The organism is Ancylomarina subtilis (assembly GCF_004217115.1).
Taxonomy (GTDB): domain Bacteria; phylum Bacteroidota; class Bacteroidia; order Bacteroidales; family Marinifilaceae; genus Ancylomarina; species Ancylomarina subtilis.
The window spans coordinates 2,305,657-2,326,252 of the sequence record NZ_SHKN01000001.1 but is presented as its reverse complement, the minus strand read 5'-3'; the positions used below and the strand labels follow the sequence as shown (position 1 = coordinate 2,326,252).

The 20,596-nt window shown below is 38.8% G+C and carries 13 protein-coding genes and 1 tRNA gene; 7 read left to right on the top strand and 7 right to left on the bottom strand.

Going from position 1 to position 20,596, the window contains the following annotated elements:
- Positions 1–34 precede the first annotated feature (34 nt).
- Positions 35–2,866 (bottom strand): M16 family metallopeptidase, encoded by a 2,832-nt coding sequence (locus EV201_RS09490; RefSeq protein ID WP_130307336.1) that lies wholly within the window; start codon positions 2,864–2,866, stop codon positions 35–37.
- Between the two features lie 352 nt (positions 2,867–3,218).
- Between EV201_RS09490 and EV201_RS09485 the strand changes: the two genes are divergently transcribed.
- A complete protein-coding gene (locus EV201_RS09485; RefSeq protein WP_130307335.1) occupies positions 3,219–3,977 on the top strand; it encodes a phosphatase PAP2 family protein in 759 nt (252 codons plus the stop codon).
- A gap of 86 nt (positions 3,978–4,063) precedes the next feature.
- On the top strand, positions 4,064–5,683 hold the full coding sequence (locus EV201_RS16500; protein ID WP_207224428.1) for an MFS transporter: 1,620 nt from the start codon (positions 4,064–4,066) through the stop codon (positions 5,681–5,683).
- 92 nt (positions 5,684–5,775) lie between these two features.
- Here the strand turns inward: EV201_RS16500 and EV201_RS09475 are convergent, their stop codons facing one another.
- Positions 5,776–6,222 carry a hypothetical protein gene (locus tag EV201_RS09475; protein WP_130307334.1) on the bottom strand — a complete coding sequence of 149 codons (447 nt, stop codon included), beginning with the start codon at positions 6,220–6,222 and terminating at the stop codon, positions 5,776–5,778.
- A 240-nt stretch (positions 6,223–6,462) separates the two neighbouring features.
- Here EV201_RS09475 and EV201_RS09470 point away from each other — a divergent pair.
- The 4 genes from EV201_RS09470 to EV201_RS09455 all read left to right on the top strand — a co-directional run bounded on the left by EV201_RS09470 (position 6,463) and on the right by EV201_RS09455 (position 11,939).
- Positions 6,463–6,534, top strand: a tRNA-Arg gene (locus EV201_RS09470).
- A gap of 199 nt (positions 6,535–6,733) precedes the next feature.
- Positions 6,734–8,602: an accessory Sec system protein Asp2 gene (locus EV201_RS09465; protein WP_130307333.1), complete on the top strand. Its 1,869-nt coding sequence runs from the start codon at positions 6,734–6,736 to the stop codon at positions 8,600–8,602.
- Positions 8,603–8,976: 374 nt separating this feature from the next.
- Positions 8,977–9,276: a hypothetical protein gene (locus EV201_RS09460; RefSeq protein WP_130307332.1), complete on the top strand. Its 300-nt coding sequence runs from the start codon at positions 8,977–8,979 to the stop codon at positions 9,274–9,276.
- Between the two features lie 635 nt (positions 9,277–9,911).
- Positions 9,912–11,939, top strand: coding sequence for a sensor histidine kinase (locus tag EV201_RS09455; protein WP_130307331.1), 2,028 nt, complete (start codon positions 9,912–9,914; stop codon positions 11,937–11,939).
- A gap of 117 nt (positions 11,940–12,056) precedes the next feature.
- Here EV201_RS09455 and EV201_RS09450 read toward each other — a convergent pair whose 3' ends face one another.
- Complete coding sequence (locus EV201_RS09450; RefSeq protein ID WP_130307330.1) at positions 12,057–12,827, bottom strand: HNH endonuclease; 771 nt, start codon at positions 12,825–12,827, stop codon at positions 12,057–12,059.
- A gap of 778 nt (positions 12,828–13,605) precedes the next feature.
- On the opposite strand from EV201_RS09450, the gene EV201_RS09445 reads away from it, so the two are divergent.
- A complete protein-coding gene (locus EV201_RS09445) occupies positions 13,606–14,358 on the top strand; it encodes a DUF6261 family protein (RefSeq protein ID WP_130307329.1) in 753 nt (250 codons plus the stop codon).
- A gap of 133 nt (positions 14,359–14,491) precedes the next feature.
- On the opposite strand, the gene EV201_RS09440 is transcribed toward EV201_RS09445, so the two are convergent.
- The 4 genes from EV201_RS09440 to EV201_RS09425 all read right to left on the bottom strand — a co-directional run bounded on the left by EV201_RS09440 (position 14,492) and on the right by EV201_RS09425 (position 20,440).
- Complete coding sequence (locus EV201_RS09440; protein ID WP_130307328.1) at positions 14,492–15,883, bottom strand: 4Fe-4S dicluster domain-containing protein; 1,392 nt, start codon at positions 15,881–15,883, stop codon at positions 14,492–14,494.
- A 187-nt stretch (positions 15,884–16,070) separates the two neighbouring features.
- Positions 16,071–18,101, bottom strand: a complete 2,031-nt coding sequence (locus EV201_RS09435) for a molybdopterin-containing oxidoreductase family protein (protein WP_130307327.1) — start codon at positions 18,099–18,101, stop codon at positions 16,071–16,073.
- A gap of 42 nt (positions 18,102–18,143) precedes the next feature.
- Positions 18,144–19,052, bottom strand: a complete 909-nt coding sequence (locus EV201_RS09430; protein ID WP_207224427.1) for a phosphate acyltransferase — start codon at positions 19,050–19,052, stop codon at positions 18,144–18,146.
- Positions 19,053–19,234: 182 nt separating this feature from the next.
- On the bottom strand, positions 19,235–20,440 hold the full coding sequence (locus EV201_RS09425) for an aminotransferase-like domain-containing protein (RefSeq protein WP_130307326.1): 1,206 nt from the start codon (positions 20,438–20,440) through the stop codon (positions 19,235–19,237).
- Positions 20,441–20,596 lie beyond the last annotated feature (156 nt).

The window sequence follows — 20,596 nt, the reverse complement described above, 5'->3', positions numbered from 1 at the left end:
TTTGGATGCCCTCTGTTTTTAATTGTAATATGTTCTAGATTTCCTTATTCTTAGGAGACATCACAACTTCTGTTTTTGTTGGTTTTGCAAGATATTTCTTTGCAAATTTTTCTACTTTTTCTTTTGAAATAGAATTGATCATTTTTTCGAAAACCTCTGGTTTCATCATAAGATCATTGTAAGTGTAATGCTTGTTGATGGCATTAACCCAATACGTGTTTTTACGAAGATTTTCTTGACGCTCTTTGATGAAGTTTTTCTTTGCTTCGTTCAGATCATCCAGCTTGACACCTTTCGTGAAGAGGTCTTGGATTTCACTATATACAATACCTTTAAGTTTATCTGCTTTAGCAGGATCGGTATCGAATTGAATAGATAATTTGTATTCTTGACGTGGGAATTTATCCACGCTTGCCCAAACTCCTACACCATATGAACCACCTTCTTTTTCACGAATAACATCGATATATCGCTTGCTCAATAGTTTTGTTACCATGTCCATCATAATTGAGTTTTCTTTGGTGTATTTAATATCACCATGGAAATCGATATGGATGGTTGTTTTTGGTGTTTTCATTTCTCTGCTGAAGTGGTTGTATGTGTCTTTTTTAGGGAAGTTTACACCAGTATCTTTCCACGTTTCTTTTCTGTCGATGTCTTTGATGCTACCCAAATAAGTTTCAATCATGGGTTTTGCTTTTTCTGCATCAATGTTTCCAACAAAAATGAAAGTGAAATCACTCGCATCAGCGATACGATCTTTATAAACACGTTTCATGGTTTCAAAATCCAATTGATCGATCATCTTAGTATCGAAAAGGATGGTGCGTGCATTGTGATCGGTAGATGTTAATGAAACTGAATCGCGGAAAACTTTGTTGACATCTGCGCCCATATTGGCTACAAATGCTCTGTAGCGTCCTTTTAATGCATTAAAAGCTTCTTCGTCGAATCGTGGGTTTTCGAAATACATGTGTGCCAATTGCAACAAGGTCTCGAAATCCTGAATAGATGAGTTCCCACTTAATCCTTCTGTCAATTCACCAATATATGGTGAAACGCGAACCTCTTTGCCTGTTAGTAATTTCTTTAAGCTTGTCTGATCAAAATTTCCGATTCCAAAGCTTGGTGCAAAACCTGCCGTTAGCCCTGCTGAAGGTAGATCTTTAATATCGTAAAGCGACTGGCCACCTTCACTGAAAGCCTGGAAAAGAATCTGATTTTCCATGAAGTCAGTTGTTTTGACAATAACCTTAGCTCCATTTGATAGGGTCCACTCTTTAGCCCCATAAACATCAAGGTTTGATTCTTTAACAATCTTCCCTGCTTTAGGAAGTTCAGCAATCAGTGGTTCGGTAATAACCTCATCAACATAAGGCTTAAGCTTCTTTTGTTTCACTTTTGTTACGACTGCAAGAAGCTCTTCTTTAGAAGGAAGTTTTAGGCCTTCTTTTTCAGGAGCTGTAAGTGTAATCACAACATTATCATCAGTGATCCAGGTTTTAGCTATTGCATTAACTTCTTCAGCTGTGATTCCAGGTAGTAATTTTTTCATGGCCTCGAATTCAAATTCGATACCAGGTGCAGGTTCATTGCTTAGGAAGTTTCTTTGATACTCACCAGCCAAACGATCGTTGTTTTGTTTGTTTCTCTCTTTGTATTGCTTTTCCATTCTGCTGAGCATGGCTTTTTTAGCTCTTTCCAGTTCTGTAGCAACAACTCCGAATCTATTTGCTTTTTCTGTTTCGCTTAGCATAGATTCAATACCACCCAGGATATTATCTTCTTTAAGGGTGATACTGTTGTGATAAACGTCCATCCTAACTTCTCGATTATAATAGGCTGCGAAACCATTAATGAAAGGCGCATTACCTTTTTGTAGAAGCTCGTTAAAACGATTTCTTAGGATGCTTGAATGAAGATCTGAGATAAGTAAACCCCTGTAATACGCCATGTTTTTTTCAGCAAGAGGCGTTGCTTGATGCTTATAGATGATATCGAAATTGATACGACTTGCTTCAGGATCGGTGATGATTCCAACAATTGGCTCTTTATTGGTTGGAACCTCAAAATACTTACGTGTTTTTGGGTTTTCAACAGCAGGAATGTGAGCAAACATTTTTTTGATTTTTGCTTCAATTTTTTCTGCATCGAAATCACCAACGACAACAATTGCTTGTAGATCGGTACGGTACCAGTCGTGGTAAAAATCACGGATGACTTTGTGATCGAAATTGTCGATTACGTTTAGGTCGCCTATAACATCGCGTTCAGCGTATTTTGACCCTTTGTAAATCAGCTTGTTTTTTTCAAGTCTCACACGGTTGTTTCCTGATCGACGGGTTCTCCACTCTTCGTGAATCACACCACGCTCGTTGTCTATTTCTTTTCCATCTAAACTTAAATAGTTCGACCAATCGTGAAGAACTAATAAGGCAGAGTCCAACACGTTTTCATTTGAAGTTGGGACATCACTTAGGTTATAAACAGTCTCATCTGTACTTGTGTAAGCATTGATGTTTCTTCCAAATGCAACGCCATATTTCTCAAGATAATTTAGGACGCCTTTACCTGGGAAGTTTTTTGTTCCGTTGAAGGCCATATGTTCCAGAAAGTGTGCCAAACCGTTTTGATTATCGTTTTCCAATATGGCACCAACATTTTGTACAATGTAAAAGCTCGCACGATCTTTGGGTTCCTCGTTGTGGCGAACATAGTAGCTTAGGCCATTAGCCAGTTTCCCAGTTCTCACCTTAGGGTCCATAGGAACATTTCCATCCAGAGCAGGTGCTTTTTGCGCAAGGAGCATGCTTGTACTCGAAAGCATTAATGCACTACCTAGACAAATTCTTCTGATTAGTTTCATAGTTATTTCAATATTTTAATTTGTGTTAGATGCTATTTAATTATGTCCATAATTAAATAGCGTTCCTAAATTAGTTAAATAATAATATGTTTAAGTTGATGCTTTGTGTTGTTAACTTAGTTTAACGTTTTTATGTTATTGGTTTTTCATTTATTTAATTGTTGTTTAATGTTTTGGTTTTGTAGGATCCTTGAGTTTTTTGTTTGTTTTTCTTGTATGTTTATATATCTATATAGTCGGTTGAGTTCTTAGTGAAACAGCCTATAAACAAAAGGATTTAGATGAAATAAAGCTTTTCGTTTCTCAGGACTAATAATTCTTTTACTTTTGTTAAGTCTCAAACAAAACGGTTATGAATCTTCTGAAAAAAAAGACATGGAGCCTTTTCGGCCTATTCTTCATATTTTTTTTAAGTCAATCTCAGGCTCAGCTAAAAGTTGAAAACTATTCAGAGTTTTCTTCTGAAAAAAAAACACAATGCTTAAATCCCGGTTTAGGGAAAGAGGTGTTTTCAAAGAAGAATTTGTTGGTTTTTGGTGGCCTTTTAGGGTCAGCTTTTTTATTGGACGAATGGGTTAAGGATGGTATGACGCACAATCAGAATTCGATTTTGGATGGGTTTACGGATATCAGTAATGAGTTTGGAGAGAAAAAATATATGGCACCAGCCACATTGGCTACCTGGGTAATTGCCACAGCTATAGACGATGAACGATTGGCCACAACGGCGATGAATTCAGCAAAAGCTTTGATTTGTGGAGCAGTCCTAACAGAGAGTACCAAATTTATTGCCGGGCGTTCGCGTCCGGATATGAATCGAGGCTCTCTTCACTTTGCTGCCTTTAATGGAAATCGTAATGGAACCAAATCTTTTCCTTCTGGACATGCTTTTGTGGCATGGTCTGTGTTTACACCATTCGCACAAGAATATTCCAAGTGGTTTTATGTGGTACCTGCAGGAGTGAGTTTGGCGCGTATGTATCGCAACCGCCACTGGTTTTCTGATGTGGTTTTAGGGGGAGGGATCGGTTATTTTGCCGGGCTCTATTTTCACAAAAGAAAAAATCAAAAAGTGCTGTTTAATGGCAATGGGATTGTGATAAAATTCTAAGTGTTGAATATCATGTTTTACCTGAAAGCTTATACGTATATTCCCGAACTTATTTGATCAGATTATAATCCGAAAAAAATATAGATATGAGTGTTGCTAAAGTATTGAAGAGTTTCCCAAGAACCTTTTGGGTAGCAAATACAATTGAATTGTTCGAGCGTTGGGCCTGGTATGGTTTTTTTATGCTTTTTGCCAATTACCTAACCGGATCATCTGATGCAGGGGGACTTGAGTTTACCCAGTCGCAAAAGGGTATGATTATGGGGGTTGGTACAGGTATTCTTTATTTTCTACCCGTAATTACGGGCTCTATAGCCGATAAGTTTGGTTACAAGCGTGTTCTATTTTTATCCTTCCTTATTTATATCTCCGCTTTTATTCTCTTACCACAATTAGACACCTATACGGGTGTTTTTATTGCCTATTTGTATTTGGCTCTGGGTGCAGCCTTATTTAAACCGATTGTATCGGCAACGGTTGCTAAAACCACCAGTGACGAAAACTCTTCCATCGGCTTTGGAATCTTTTATATGATGGTGAATATTGGAGCCTTCTTTGGTCCCTTGGTTACCTTGTTGTTTAAAGGATCGCAGCTGATTTTTTATATCTCGGCAGCAATGATTTTGGTTAATTTCATCCTCCTTTTGTTTTTCGATGAACCTAAAACACCTGCTGAGAAGGAGGAGGCGGCAAGCAATAGTATCTGGAATTTGATTCAAACCCTGATGGCATCAACTGTTATCTTCATGTCATTATTTGGGATTTTCCTTGTGATTTGGTTGATCGAACGTCCACTCTTTATTGTGCGTTTATTTTTGCCATATGGCGAGCAGTTTGCTTTTCGATGGGCTAAATATGTTAATACTCTGCCAATAGGTGAATCGAATAAATCGGTCTTTAATAATACGACAGGAATCTTTAAGGATACTAAATTTATCACCTTCCTGGTGATTGTGTCAGGTTTTTGGACGATGTATTTGCAGTTGTTTTTCACTCTGCCTGTTTTTATTGCACAGTGGGTTGATACCTCAAGTGTTTATGCATTCTTTAGTGAGTATATGCCTTTCTTCAGTGACAATTACGGAATGGCTAACGGACAGATGGAGGCTGAGTTTATCACCAATTTTGATGCCCTCTTTATTATCGTTTTTCAAATAATCGTTTCGTCCATTGTGATGAGAATGAAACCGCTGAGTTCGATGATGGTGGGTTTCTTGGTTTGTGCTATCGGAATGACGCTTACATTGGTAACTCAGAATGTGGTGTTCACCATTGCTGCGATGTTTATTTTCTCAATTGGTGAAATGGCAGGTTCTCCTAAAATTACGGAATACATTGGTCGAATCGCACCAGCTGATAAAAAGGCCATTTATATGGGGTATTCTTTTATTCCTGTATTTATTGGTAATGTATTGGCGGGTTTGATTTCGGGTGATGTTTACCAGAAAATTTCGGATAAGGTTGAGTTTGTGAGAGCTGAGGCTATGAGTCTTAATTTATCAATCCCAACGGGGCTTTCAAATAACGCTTATTTCGATACGGTTGCTCAAAAGATGAATATGTCGAGTGTTGAATTGACTCGCCATCTTTGGGAAAAATACCATCCTTCGCAGATTTGGTACGTTATTTTCTCGATTGGATTAATCGCAGTTGTAGCTTTATTCTTTTATGATCGTTTTCTAATTAAGGATAGCTCTTCAAAATAATTGATATTTTAAAATATAAAAAAACGAGCCCTGATCTTCCGATCAGGGCTCGTTTTTTTTTACCTGCAGAAACCTTTAAAACAGATCTTGTATTAGTTGAATAAATACATCATCCGAACCTGAGAATCCGGTCTGCCAATTAAATTCTTAAGATAATCCTTTTGCTCATGAAGGACCCCGGATCTTTGAATATAGCCCTTACACAGTGGCATAGCTGCATGCCAAGCTCCACTCGGACTGCTATCCTTAAAGCTGATCACTCTGACCAAGGTATGTGCATCAACGCTGATCAGGCAGTACTTGTAATTCTGTGCCTCTTGTAATGCAGAGGAAATATTTTCACGATTAATCTTAATAGTTTTATCAGCCTTAGCTTGTGCCATATTGTTGATACTTATGATAGGCTGCTGTTGATTAAGCTGGTTTCCGTCTATTGTTATAATGTCTGACAGGAACTGTTTGAGTACGGCAATTTTGGTGTTTTGTGCTTGACTTGATAGGCTGCACGTAACAAAGAGTATAATTATAAATTTCTTCATTGGGTTGAATAATATGAGTTTGCCTTTTTTTAGAATGATTAATATTTAGATAATTAACTTATGATATTTTTACTTAATTTATGTCAAACTTACAAAATATGTTTAGTATAATGCAAGTTTATTTTCATAATTCATTTAACAATTAGTTGTACTTTCATTTCAATCACTTGTGAATAAACCCCTATCTGGCCTGTTTTTGTTTTGTTAATTAATCAGATTTAGATACTTTTGTCGGGCATTGGCCCCATAGTTCAAGGGATAGAACAAGTGTTTCCTAAACACTAGATACAGGTTCGAGTCCTGTTGGGGCTACCGGTAATCCTCGTAAGTATATACTTACGAGGATTTTTGTTTCTAGATTACAACGTACTTTTATATTTTGTCCCTTAAAATCATAATAAATCAGTCTAAAACTAGTTTGTTTATTGTGAAAGCCTTGCATATAGAGGTTAGTTAGGCTTTAACTTCATCAGTAAAATCAACTTAAAACAACGCATAAAACAAGAGTCCAATGAAATCATTACGTACGATAATTCTAATAGGTTTATTTGCGATGCAAATAAACACAGCATCTACTCAAGAGCTTGTGTATTTTATAGGTAACACGCCTAGAATTGATGGTATTGCAGATAATAATGAGATAATTAATCAGTTGAAACCTTTCAAAATTATTGACAAAACCAATAAAAATAATCCCGAAATAGATGTGAAGTACAGTCTGGCTTACGGTGCTTCTTTTTTATATCTGTATCTGGAGATTGACAATGGTCAGCTGATTACAAGAGACCGCGCTTATCAGAATGGAGATGGGTTTCTTATGACCATAAGCAAACCACAGGCAGATGGTTCTGATGCAACAGAATTTAATGTTTTAGCTTTTTCGCCTAATGAAAAAGCCTGGGGGCATAAAAGAATTTGGCGAAGCAATTTTGATGTGGGAATGGTTCCGCCAAAATTAGGGGACGAGGTGCAATTAAAAACAAAAGTAAGGAACAATAAGGTATCAATGGAACTCCTACTACCTTGGCAATCTACACAGCCCTACCACCCTTGGTTTTCAGATCGTATTGGATTTAACTTGCGTTTTACTAAGGCAATTGGTGAAAACGAATGCAACCATCATTACCTTAAAAAGGATGCTTTGATTTGGAGTGAAAATTCCAAAAGAAAATATGTGGAGCTTAAGTTTATGCCAGCTCAAAATATAAACCATTTCGAAACATCGATGATAAGTAGAAATATACCTTCAAACGAATACCCTGGAATTAAGCTTGCAGGCTTTATGGAGAAGGATACAAACTACACATTTAGAGTAAACATCTATTCAGGTGAGAATGCTCTAGTTTCAAAGCAAAACATCAAAAAGAAATATCAAAAAGGTTTCTTTTCTGATACAATATTACTTGATAAATCGATGCTTATACCTGGAGGTTACCGGATACATGTAAGTGAGCAGAACGGACAGACAAGAGATCATTTTATAAGCGTACTACCGAATGTGAAAACACTAAGTCTGGAAAAAAGGTTGAAGGCTTGTCAGTCAGATGTTTCAGATGGTGTTTTTAATACATTATCTTTATATTTAGAAGAATGCAAATCGGCTTTGAGCACTTTATTCGAATATGAAAGCTCTTATCAGGTTCGATCATCAATCGAAAAAATTAAAAACACGATTGAAAAGATTGAAAATGGAGAAAAACCTTTTGAGAATAAGAAAGGTGTTTATCGAAGAGCTTTTGTGTCGGAGATAGATTCAAGCCTACGCCCATATGCTGTATATGTGCCTAAGGACTATGACGGAAATAAAAAATACCCTTTATTGGTATACCTGCATGGCAGCAGTGAGTCAGAAAAATCAATGTTTTATACTAAAGCTAAAGTTGAGGAAGGATTTATAATGCTAGCACCCAACGGTAGGGGGACTTCCAACTGTTATGCAACGGACGAAGCGCAAACAGATATAAATGAATCCATTCAGGATGTGATTAAGAATTTCAATATCGATGTAGATAATATAATTTTAAGTGGATTTTCCATGGGTGGCTATGGGGTATATCATACCTATCATGAAAATCCCAGTAGGTATAAAGCCATTGCTGTTTTATCGGGACACCCCAACCTTGGAATGGATTACGGCTACAAAGAAGGGATTGATTTCAGAGAAAAGAAAAATTTAAAAATCTTTAAAGGCGTGCCAGCCTTTATTTTTCATGGGAAACAGGATCTGAGTTGTAATTACAATTTGACTAAAAATCTTATAACGAAGCTCAAGAATAGCGGTTGTCATGTGACATTTATAACGGAGAATATTGGTCATCAATCGATGAGCTCGGCAAATATGAAGCTCTATAAAGAATGGTTAATGAAGCAAGTGAAATAAATTTAAATAGAACAATAAAAATGCCTGATTTTGAAAAATAGCATGATTAAACTCCCTTGGTCAGAGGAATTGTTATTTTTGAGTATAATAACATTGATTAAGATTACATAAACCATAGCAATGAAAATTATTATTATAATATTGAACATTATAGGTTTTAGTTTTACCGTATCTGCAAAAGATAGAATTTAAATAAAAATACCTACAGTAGAAGAAGAAACAACCTATGTTTGGAGAACTATTTGCGATATTAATTTTTTGAGGAACATAACTATAAAGTCAGTCTTCCCAATGGGGATTTAATTGAAACATTAAAACAAAAATCAAAAACGAACAGTCTTACTGATAAAGATTTTGAATTGCTTCTAGCCCATATGAAGTCAAGTGTATATAAAAAGGGAGAATACGAAAAGGGCTTTAAGAATATAGCCACAAATAAGGTCTTAATTAATAAAATGATAAATGAATTTTGCGGGATAGAAAAGGACTGGGAATTTAAAGAATTCGAAAAATATATTATAAAGCTAACCCTATATGGACCTGGAGGAAGTTGTGATTCAAAATCGGGCATAATTACACTTTATACCACCAAAGAAGGACTTTACAAGCAATATAAGAACCCGGCTAATACCATCTTCACGAAGTTATTTATATCGGAACCGAAGAATGTATAATGAGTCACTATATAGTTTCTCATTCATTAAAAGAAAGAATTGTAGATAAGATTGTACTTCTGAATTTTGAGACATATTTGCCTCACTATTGTTTACAAAGATTTGGTGATTCAAGATTTGATCCATTTTTAAAGGATAAAGAGGATATAATGAAGTTGGACAAAATTGTCGAGAACTTTCTAAATGAGTATCCAAATTGAAGATAAAGTATTGCTTATAAAAAAGAGTGAGGACAAATAAGGAGACATTAAAATATTTTCAAGCTCGCAAGTTGTATATAATCAGCGCTTAATTCTTTTTAGGCTGGGTTCTGTTGGGGTCAGTTATAATCCTCGTAAGTATATGCTTACGGGGATTTTTTTATTGTCTGCTTGCAAACCATTTAAAGTCAATGTTATCCTATGAAAATTAATTTAAAATTGATAGATTTAGTAAAATCTTGTACATTTCAGTTTCAGAATGTTTAAATGAATGGTTGAAATGAAACAGAGACACCGATATTGGCTGTATCTTTTCCCAGTTTGAAAGAAATAAAAGAGATAATATCAATACTGATGTAACGATTAAATAAGCTTTGGGTGTGGAATTTGGAAGCGGAATGTTACTCAGCTAAATATTAGATAGGAGAATTTTATATGAGAAATGATGAGCTTGAAAGACTGGTAAATCAGAGAACTTCAGAACTCGAATCTGAAAATAAAGAGTTATCCTCCGAGATGGAAATCCATAAAAAGGCTGAGGAAAAACTTTTGAAAAAACAGGATCATTTTTTGAAAATATTTTCTGCAGTGCCAGTGGGTCTACTGCTTCTGAATGGTGAAACCGAAATTGTAGAAGCTAATCAGGCAATTTATTCCATGGTTCTTCGTGACCCTATAGATGTAATCGGACGCAGGGCAGGGAATGGTCTAGGCTGTATTCATAGTTATGAAGATTCTAAAGGCTGTGGTTTTTCCAATTCATGTCCGGCTTGCCCATTACGCCGGGGGATAGAACAAATTATTGCCGAAAGTCCTTGTGTTGTTGACGCAGAACTGAATTTAACCTTGATGATCGATGATAAGCCTCAGCTGCGTTGTTTAAACGTTAGTGCTGAACCGGTGGAAATTGACGGACATCTATATGTGATAGTCGCTATCGATGATATGACAGATCGCAAAAAAACCGAAGAGGCACTACGCGAAAGTGAAAAACGAATGAGCATCATCCTCGAATCAGAACCCGAATGTGTAAAAATTATTAATCCGGATGGAGACTTGGTTTACATGAATCCTGCTGGTCTTGATATGATTGATGCGGATAATTTGGGACAGGTTATGGGGCAATCCTTACTTCCTTTGATAGGTGAGAAGTACAGAGAGGCATTTGCGGATAACTTCTTGAATGCCTTAAATGGGGGCGGTGGTAAGTTAGAATTCGATGTTGTCGGATTGAAGGGCAGACATATTTGGTTGGAATCCAATAGTGTTCCTCTGCGTCTTCAAAACGAGGAAATTGCAGGCGTGTTAAGTATCACTCGCGATATTTCTGATCGTAAACTGGCAGAAGATAAGCTCAAACGATCATTGTCATTGGTGAATGCGACTCTTGAATCTACAGTTGATGGTATACTTGTGGTGGATACTGAAAGAAAGGTCAGACGGTATAATAATAAGTTTGCAGAACTGTGGCGCATTCCTGAATCCGTTCTCGCAACCCTCGATGATGAAACCTTATTGGCATTTGTACTCGATCAGTTGTCCGAACCCCAAATCTTTTTGGAAAAAGTAGAGGGCTTGTATCTGACCGACAGCGAGTCTTTTGATGTGGTCGATTTTAAAGACGGACGGATATTTGAATTTTATTCACGCCCGCAGGAACTCGATGGCGAGAAGATTGGACGGGTATGGAGTTTTCGTGATGTGACTGAGCGAAAGAAATCGGAAGAAGCTCTCGAAGAAAGTAAGCGTCAACTGGAAGAGTTGAATGCAACCAAAGACAAACTGTTTTCTATTATCGGGCACGATATGCGAGGTCCTATTGGGGGATTCAAACAACTCATCGACCTGACTATTTCGGATTGCGATTTAAGCGATACCCAAAGTGTTAGTGAAATCTTAGAAGTGATTCAACAATCAGCCAATACAATTTACGAATTATTGGAGAACCTTTTGGATTGGGCAAAAAGTCAGCGGGATGCGGTCATGTTTATGCCTTCGAATCTAAATCTGCATCAGGTTATTCATGCGTGTATATCCTTATTGTCGGATATGGCAAGCAAAAAAAACATTTGCATTCACAATCAAACTTCAAGCAAGCAATTGGTTTTTGCTGACCAAAATATGCTCATGACCATTCTTCGGAATTTACTGACCAATGCCATTAAGTTTACGCATCCGGGTAATAATATTTATGTGTCGGTTGAGGATACTGGGAAAGCCATTTTCATCAGGGTGAAAGATGAAGGAGTTGGGATGAATGCTGAAAATTTAGGCAATTTGTTTAAAGCAACAGCGGGTGCGCCAAGATTCGGAACAGCTGGTGAAAAGGGAACAGGTTTAGGTCTGCTGCTCTGCAAAGAATTTATTGAAAAACACGGAGGCCGAATTGAGGCCGAATCAGAAGTCGGAAAGGGAAGTACTTTCTGTTTTAGTCTGCCATACGCAAGAGAATTGATGAATTGAAGCGAATAAAATTAACGATGTAAAGGCTTTTTTCTTGACAGTTTGCATCGAAAGAAAAACACCTCCCGGGCAAATGCTTGGGAGGTGTTTTTTATAGTCATCCTTCTGAGATGGGCATTAATATAGGATAATGTTCTCTCTATGCCTCTCCAAAAACTCCAAGCCCGGCAATCCTCTACTTGGCAGAATCATTTCTTGTCCTTCCATTTTTCCAAAGTGGGTTTGGTAATAGTCTTTGGTGCAGTGTTCTTTTAAGTTTGTTGAGAGGATCATGCGGTAGTCCTCATCAAAACTGATGAGGTGTTTGTCGAATGCTTTATCGTAAAGTGCCGAAAGGCAAATGCCATTGGTCGGATTGAGGCGTTCTTGTTCGTTTTGTGCCCAAGGTATAATGTGGCTAGCTATGAGCAAGGCTGGCATGTCGATACCCGTTACAGCACATTTGCTGTGGTAGTTGGAAAGAATCATCTGGCGAAAAAAGTTTTGATTGACTCTTGTTTTCATGTAACGTTCGCGGGTTTCGCCTGCCATTGTGCTTAGGTCGGGTAGTTCAGCTAGGTATTTATTTTCAAGACTCAGGTCTTGCATGTCGGCAAGTATGTTTTCACTTTCAAATACAAGGGCTTCTCTATTGTTTTGGAATTCTTCAAAAATCAAACGGTCACCTTTCCCTGCGTTTTGCATTCCTTTTATACCTCTGGCTTGTAGGTCAGGATCAAAACTTGCCAGATTGGATAGTTTTAAACCAACGGCGCTAGGTGTTCGACCGATCAATTCAGCCAACTGAATGATTTGAGGGTTTGTTTTGGAAATCTTCCCAAATGGTATTTTACAGTAAAGGTTAAAGGCAAGGATGAGTTGCTCTCTTGTCCAATTTGGATTTCGCATTTATTGATGTTGTAAATCTTGGGTTTATGTAAAAGTAAAGAAAATATTATAATGTTAATCTCTTTGTCGAAATAAGAAGGAGGTAATGTGTTGATGTGATTTTTCCTTTATGTTTTGCTCTGTATTTTAACTTATAAGAATTGTCCTGTTTGTATCTGTGAAGCTTGAGACTCTTCGTTTTCGAATAGTTTTTAGGCTTTTAAAATGACATCGATCAATAATTTAACTTGGAATCATTATTGATTACTGGTTTGTCAGTATCGAAAAATTACTGTCAAGTATGATTGTTGTTAATGTTCTAGAGATCTGTTGATTATTTTTGTTTTAATAGAAGGGATTTAAATTTTATTGTTTATTTGGGTTTTGTTAAATTTAATATATTGTTTAGTTCTGAATTAATTTTTATACGAATTTACAAGCTTTGTCTCATGCTGATACCAATGAGAGATGTTGTATTGCATCAATATTAAGGTGAGAGCTCGCAAAACGCGCAGCGAGAATCAGGTGGAGGAGGAAACCCTTTAAGAAGAAATAAACAAGTCAATTAAGATATTACTTACAACTACTGCTCAAATCCCCCGATCGTTTCCAGATTCCGGGGGATTTTAGTGTTGATGAATTTGTATGGCTATTCGATCTGTAATTCTTTTGTTTGTTCGTAAATGTCTGATTATGCGATTTGTATTTGTAATTTATTTTACCCAGTTTATTTATATTGTTGTGTTTATTTTTTGTAACTTAAATGTACTTTCTAATCATAAAACAAATTAGTAAGCTCATGACATTACAGATATTAAGTCTTGCTGATACCAATGAGATAGCACGTATCGCAAGTGTTACGGTTAAGGAATTTGAAAAAAGGGATTGGATTAAAGATGTGTATTTAGATGCAATTTTGGAGCGCTTGAAAATTGAAACAGAGGTGTTGCTTGCCTCTGAACCAACTGTTAGAACCAATGAATTCGCACAAAAACTAATGGTTCAGGATGCGATTTGCGATCAGATTTTTAATGGGATTAAGCAGTTTGTCAGGGCGAATACCTATTCTATGGATAAGGACAAAGTTAAAAATGCAGATATGATTTGGGCAGTTTTTGAGGCTCATGATATTTTGCCATATCGTTTGGGCTATGATGAGCAGATTTTTTTATGTGAATCACTTTTAAAGGTCCTTGATAAGGCGCATAATCAGAAGGCTATTGCAAGTTTGGATGGGGTGTTTGGATATGTGGCTCTGCTGAAAATGCATAAAAATAAGTTGTGTAGCATTCTCGGCGACTCGACGATAGATGAGATGGACAGAGCGGAAGGTATTGCTGCTGCAATACAAAAAAATGTGGTGCGAAATGTTTTAAACAACGATCTTTTGCCATACCTGCAGGTGATGAGCAGGGCGAATGCTGATGTGTATCGGGTCAGTTTTAAGGCCATTTCGGAATATATAACAGGTGTTAATATAAAGGTTAAGGATCGAAATACATGCTGTACATATCAGGTCGAAGACCATTCTATGGAAGAAATAAACAACTAAACCCTAATTCGTGCCACTCAGGCATAACTCTCTAATTAAATCCCTCAACGGAATCCGTTGGGGGATTTTTTTATTCAGCCTGTTATTTGAAAGTTTATCCTTGGGACGCATGTGTTACGTCAGTTCGAAATTTCTAATTCATCATTCGTAATTCGTCCTTGGGTGTTACCACATCCGATTCGTAATAAAATTCTGCCCGGTCGATTAATTCCCCTGTTAGGGTGATGAGCAGATAAACAGGTAGGATCGTGATCCATCCCAAATCCCAAAGGATATAGGGAACCAATAAACAAAGTATACGACACACGGATAGTACAGGAAACCAAAGCTGCTTTTTTTTCTTTAGGACTCCCTTTCTCCAGATGTACATACTGCCTTTTAGCAGAATTATTAATTCGATGAAAATTGAGATATTGGATAACCAGGCAAATAACAGCATAGCTGTTAGGCTCACCATGGCAGAGTGGCAAGCAAGCTCATCTTTTCGTTTCAGAAATTTATAAACCCGATCGACGGAAATCAGACTGAAGAGTCCAAAAGCCATAGCGGCATAGCCAAACATCTGATTCTCGGTAATGATTTGCAGACCCGTTAGCCCAAGAAAGGCCGAGAATGAAAAGATCTCACGACTTAGCCAGGAGCCTTTCAGATTGAGAATGAATCGCCACATGCGTAACTTTTTGCCGATGTGTAGCGAGCTGAGGGCGATGGCTAGTATTGAGGCGATGGCAAATGGAATAAGAGGCATCTCAATCATGCCAAACTGATGTGAGGCCTGCCAACTCACAAGGCCTGCTACTGCCAGAGTAAATAACACTAAGGTCCATTCTTTATCCAGTGAGATTTTCGATTCGGATTGGGGCAGGTAGCTCTCCAACTTTTTGGTATCAATTTCTATGGCATCGGTGTTCTCAATCTGTGGTTTCCTGTGTTCGTCTCTCAGGGGAATCAACTGAATAGCGGGTTTAATTCCTTTGTTCACAAAGCCGGGTGTCAGGTGGTTTTCTTCATTCACCTCTTCCTGCCCAAAGGATAAGGCTCCCACCGGACAAGCCTGCACACAGGCGGGTTGTTTACCCTCCGAAATGCGATCGACACAAAAGTTGCACTTCTCTACAACCTGAGTTTTGGGGTTGAATTTTGGGGCATCGTAAGGGCAAGCCCAGGTGCAATACTTGCAGCCAATACAAGCCTCGGCATGATGAATAATAGCGCCCGTTTCTTTATCGCGGGTATAAGCCAACGCCGGGCAATTTTTCATGCAAGGCGCTTCTTCACAATGGTTACAAGCCAATGAGAAATGAAAAGCAGGCAGTCCGGGATGTTTAATTTTGTTGTGGCAATTTACTTCACGCCAGTTCACCTGTAAGCTGGTGCCATTTTCGATGCTGCAGCCAACCACACAAGCCATACAGCCCACACATTTGTTCGTGTTAAATATGAATGCATTTTTTGTCATGATTACGTTTTTAGCACTGTATGTCTTTAGTATTCCTTTTAATAAATCGCTGTTTTGTTCAGACATTCTTCATTTTTTGGCTTGATCCAAAAAACGAAGCAAAAAAGATCAAGGTTGCTTTTTAAAAATCTTTCTTATATGCACTTAAGCTTAAGTGCGGCCGGGCGATTTTCGAACAAGTTCTCAACTTCCCGGTCTTTCTAAAGCTTTCGTTTAACGAAAGATTTTTAAAAAAAGGCCATTCATTTCTCCATTAATTATTAATTTTCTTCAAATTGACCCATGTATTGTGAAAGGCCGTTCCGTGCCCGATATCTGTTTCTGTACCCTTTGTAAAGAGGTTGGGAGCGGCTCCATTTATGGCCCAATGCCCATTGGTGAGCACCACATTGCCGGGTCGCAAGCCCAAATCGAATTGTACTTTAACTTCGGCTCGTCCCTGATGGTTATAAAGTTCCACATACTCCATATTGGCAATTCCTTTAGCTTCGGCATCCAGCGGATGTACAAACAGGTAAGCCTCAGGTTCGAATTGTTTGATCACGTCCAGATTTCCAAATTGTGAATGGATTCTGTTTTTTGAATTGGGCGAAATCAATTGCAAGGGAAATTCGTTTTGTACAGGCAAAGGCACATAGTCGGGCAGGGGATCGATCCCCCACATTTCTTCTGCCTCTTTGCTGTAGAGCTCAATTTTACCCGAAGGCGTTGGAAACTGATGATCGGCAAAGGGAATTTCTTCAAAGGAATTGGCCAGTTGTGGCCCTTTTTTCAGAGCTTCCAGACTCAGTTCAGGGAACTTTTCCAGGCAATTTTCCAAATAGTTCTCAATGGCTTCGTCTGTGGGGTCGGGAATATATTTGCTGATTTCAGCCGTATCCATGCCCAAACGTTTGGCCAGTAGATAGTAGATTTCGGTTTCGGGTTTTACTTCGCCCGCAGGTTCCAGCACTTTTTGTTTCAATTGCACGTATGGGTTCCAATAGGAACCGATAATATCGGATTGCTCAAACATGTTTTTGGCTGGCAGAATGATATCGGCCTCGTAAGCCGTATCGGTCATGAATTGTTCCACCACCACACGAAAATCGGCTTTTCGAAAAGCCTTGCGAATGGTGTGGGTATCCGGATTCTGAGAAAGGGGATTGCCTCGTTCAACCCAAATCATCTTAATTTCCGGATCGATAAGTTTTAACAGGTCTTCGCCCAGTTTGGCTACCGATATTTTTCTTCGGAAACTGGGGTGTTCACAACCCGGGAAATAGGATTCGGGTTCTTTCAAATCGTCGAATACATAGCTTTGCAGATTGGCATAATGCCAGCAAGCCCCTTGTTTGCCAATATTTCCGGTTATGACCGAAAGGGCCAGCAAACAGCGTGTGGTCTGACCTCCATTTTCGTAGCGTTGCATGCCATAGCCCGGGATGAGGGTCATGGGCTTGATGGTTCCAATTTGTTTGGCCAGGTCCCGAATGGCATCTTGTGAAATTCGACAAATCTGCGAGACCTTTTCAGCAGTGTAAGCCTCTACTCGCTCTTTAAATTGCTCGAAACCCAGGACGTTTTTTTCAATAAAGTCGTGATCGATCCAATCGTTTTTGATGATTTCCCGGGCCAGACCTAAAGCCAAAGCCGCATCGGTTCCCGATTTCACCTGAAATAAAGAGTTTGCACGTTCGGTAGACGGGGTTCTTCTGGGATCGATGACCACAAACTGCGCTCCTTTTTCCTGTGCCTTTTCGATGGGAATCATCTCCTGAATATTGGTTTCCGCCGGATTTTTCCCCCACAAAACAATCAGTTTGGCATGTTCCAAATCCCAGGGAGCATTGTGTTTGTTGGCTCCCATTGTTAAACGGGTGGCTTCCAATCCCGCAGGCCAACACAGGTTGCCGTAGGTGGTGGTGGCACCGCCAAAGAGTTTCCAAAAAGAGGTGCTGACTCCATTCAGTAAACCTGACATGCCGCTTGATGCGAAATACAAGACCGAATGGGGACCAAACTGTTCTTTACAAGTCGATAAGTTTTCAGCAATGCAGTCTAAAGCCTCATCCCATGAAATGCGTTGGTATTTGCCTTCTGCAATTCGTTTTTGTGGGTATAAAATCCGCTCTTTTGAATTGGCGCGCTCCACATAGGCCAGGCCTTTGATGCATGGCCCTTCGGGAGTTGCCCTGTTTTCGGGATGTGGTTCAATACCACAAATCCTGTTGTTCTCTACTCTAACTTTTATGCTACAGGAGCTGTAGCAATTTCGAGGGCAGGCAGATGAGATGAGCTTCATGGGATTAGGGCGTTAAATTCGCTGAAAAATTAATTAAAATAATTAAGCCATTAAACAGGAAAGCGCAATACAATAGAATTTTGATTTTTGACTTTCGCTTCGCGACATCACAACCACGGGTTTTATGGTTCCCTGAATTAAACCAGCCAATTCGCCACCTCCAAATAACATGAGTCCTTTGTAAAAGGTGTTGGCTGCTTCCAATGATGGGAAAATAAGGGCATCGGCCTCACCATTGATCGGTGTTTCCACCCCTTTGATGGCAATACTTTCCTTATCGCAGGCCAGAAAAACATCCAAAGGACCATCTATAACACAGTCTTTAATTTGACCTCTATCGGCCATCTTGCAAATTGTTGTATCATCTATGGATGAAGTGAAAGTTGGATTGGGTTTTTCGGTTGCGCTAATCAAGGCGACTTTAGGCTTTTCAATTCCAAAGCGTTTTGCCATTGCCACACTGTAATTCACCATGGCGATTTTTTGGTTCAAATCGGGGTATGGCAATACAGCTGTGTCCGAAATAAAGAGTAGTTTGTCGTATTTTGGAAGATCGAGCGCACACACATAAGACATAATGGCTTTGGGAGGCAAAAGACCTTTGTCCTTATTCAAGACTGCTTTAAGGAATTTATCTGTCCCGATTAAACCCTTCATCAGCACATCTGCTTCTCCTTCCTTTACCATACGCACGGCCTCGGTAACCGCTTCCTGCTGATCGGGTAAATCAACAATTTGGAAGGCATCAGGCTCTACATTTTCAGCAGAGAGGAGTTTTACAATTTTTTCTTTGCACCCGATTAATATCGGACTTGCAAAACCTGCTTTTGAAGCTTCAATCAAAGCGCCAATGGTGTTGTCGTCTTCGGCAACAGCAACAGCAATTTTTTTGTTCACAGCCAGATTTTCCAGGTGTGAAACCATTTCCTTAAGCGATTTTATAGCCTTCATATTTCAAGAATCTTAAAGATAGATACGATATAAAAATAGATAAATAATACTGAATCAGGTGGATGTAAACAGGTGTGCATCCAATTACTTATAACAAAGCCCGAAGATTGTCCCCGGGCTTTATTTTATATGCCTTCTGGCAATATGATGAAATCAAAAAATGATTAACATGTCTCACCAAGCTACATTTCAGCTTTAATGATTTCAGCCAAACGTTCAACACCTGCTATGGCCTTCTCGTTGTTGACATATGAGAAGTTCAAACGCATGGTGTTCGTTCCGCCACCGTCGCAATAGAATACATTCCCGGTTACGAAAGCCACCTTTTTTTCAATGGCTTTGTGGAACAGATCCATGGCGTCCATATGTTCAGGAAGGGTGATGAATAGGAACATTCCCCCTTCAGGGTGGGTCCATTTTACACCTTCAGGCATGTGCTTTTCCAATTCCGCCAACATCACATCACGACGCTGGTGATACAAATCGATCGTTTTCTGAAGGTTGGTTTCGAACACCCCAGAGTTCATATAACGAACGGCAATTTTTTGTACAAAAGTTGGTGTACACAAGTCAGCTGACTGTTTTGCAATCACAATCTTTTCATTCACATCTGCCGGTCCTAGAATCCAGCCAATGCGGAATCCCGGAGCAAAAATCTTCGAGAATGTTCCCAAAGTGATTACATGATTGTCATTATCCAAATCGTACATCATACGCTGTGGCTGACCATCGAATCGTACTTCACGGTAAGGACAATCTTCAACAATAAGTACATCGTATTTGTGAGCCAATGCGATAATCTCCAAACGACGCGATTCAGGCATGGTAATACCTGTTGGGTTCTGAAAGTCAGGAATCACATAAATGAATTTAGGCTTGATACCCTGCTCTTGTAATTCTATTAATTTGGCTTCCAAAAGCTCAGCACTCATGCCTTGCTCATCCATTGGAACACCAGCCATTTTAGCGCCATAAGCCTGAAAAGCACCAATACCACCTAAGTACGATGGCAGACCACAAATGACCACATCACCTTCGTTTACAAAAACTTTACCTACCAGGTCAAGTCCTTGTTGCGATCCGGTTGTGATAATCAGATTATCTAAAGTCGCTTGCGTGCCTTCATCCGTATATTTCTTTAAAAGCACTTCTCTTAATTCTTTTACCCCTTCGGTTGCATCGTACTGTAAGACAGCTGCGCCTTCTTCGCGCAACATATCCGAAACAATGGTATCCAAGGCATCCACAGGAAATGATTCGGGAGCTGGCAAGCCACCTGCAAATGAAATAATTTCAGGATTCTGAGTCAATTTTAAGATCTCACGAATTGCTGATCTTTTGTTGTTATTGCTGATTTTGGAAAAAGTTCCTTTTAAATCGCTGATCATTTTGTTTGGGTTTTGTTGTTTGTTTGCGTTAATCTTTTGTTGAGACGCGATGCATCTCGCCTTTACAGAGAGTGTCCTGAGAGCCCCAGTTGTGATGAAACTCTCAGTTTTTAAATCAGTTGTAGGTTATCGGTTTTCTTTTAACCTTGTTTCCTT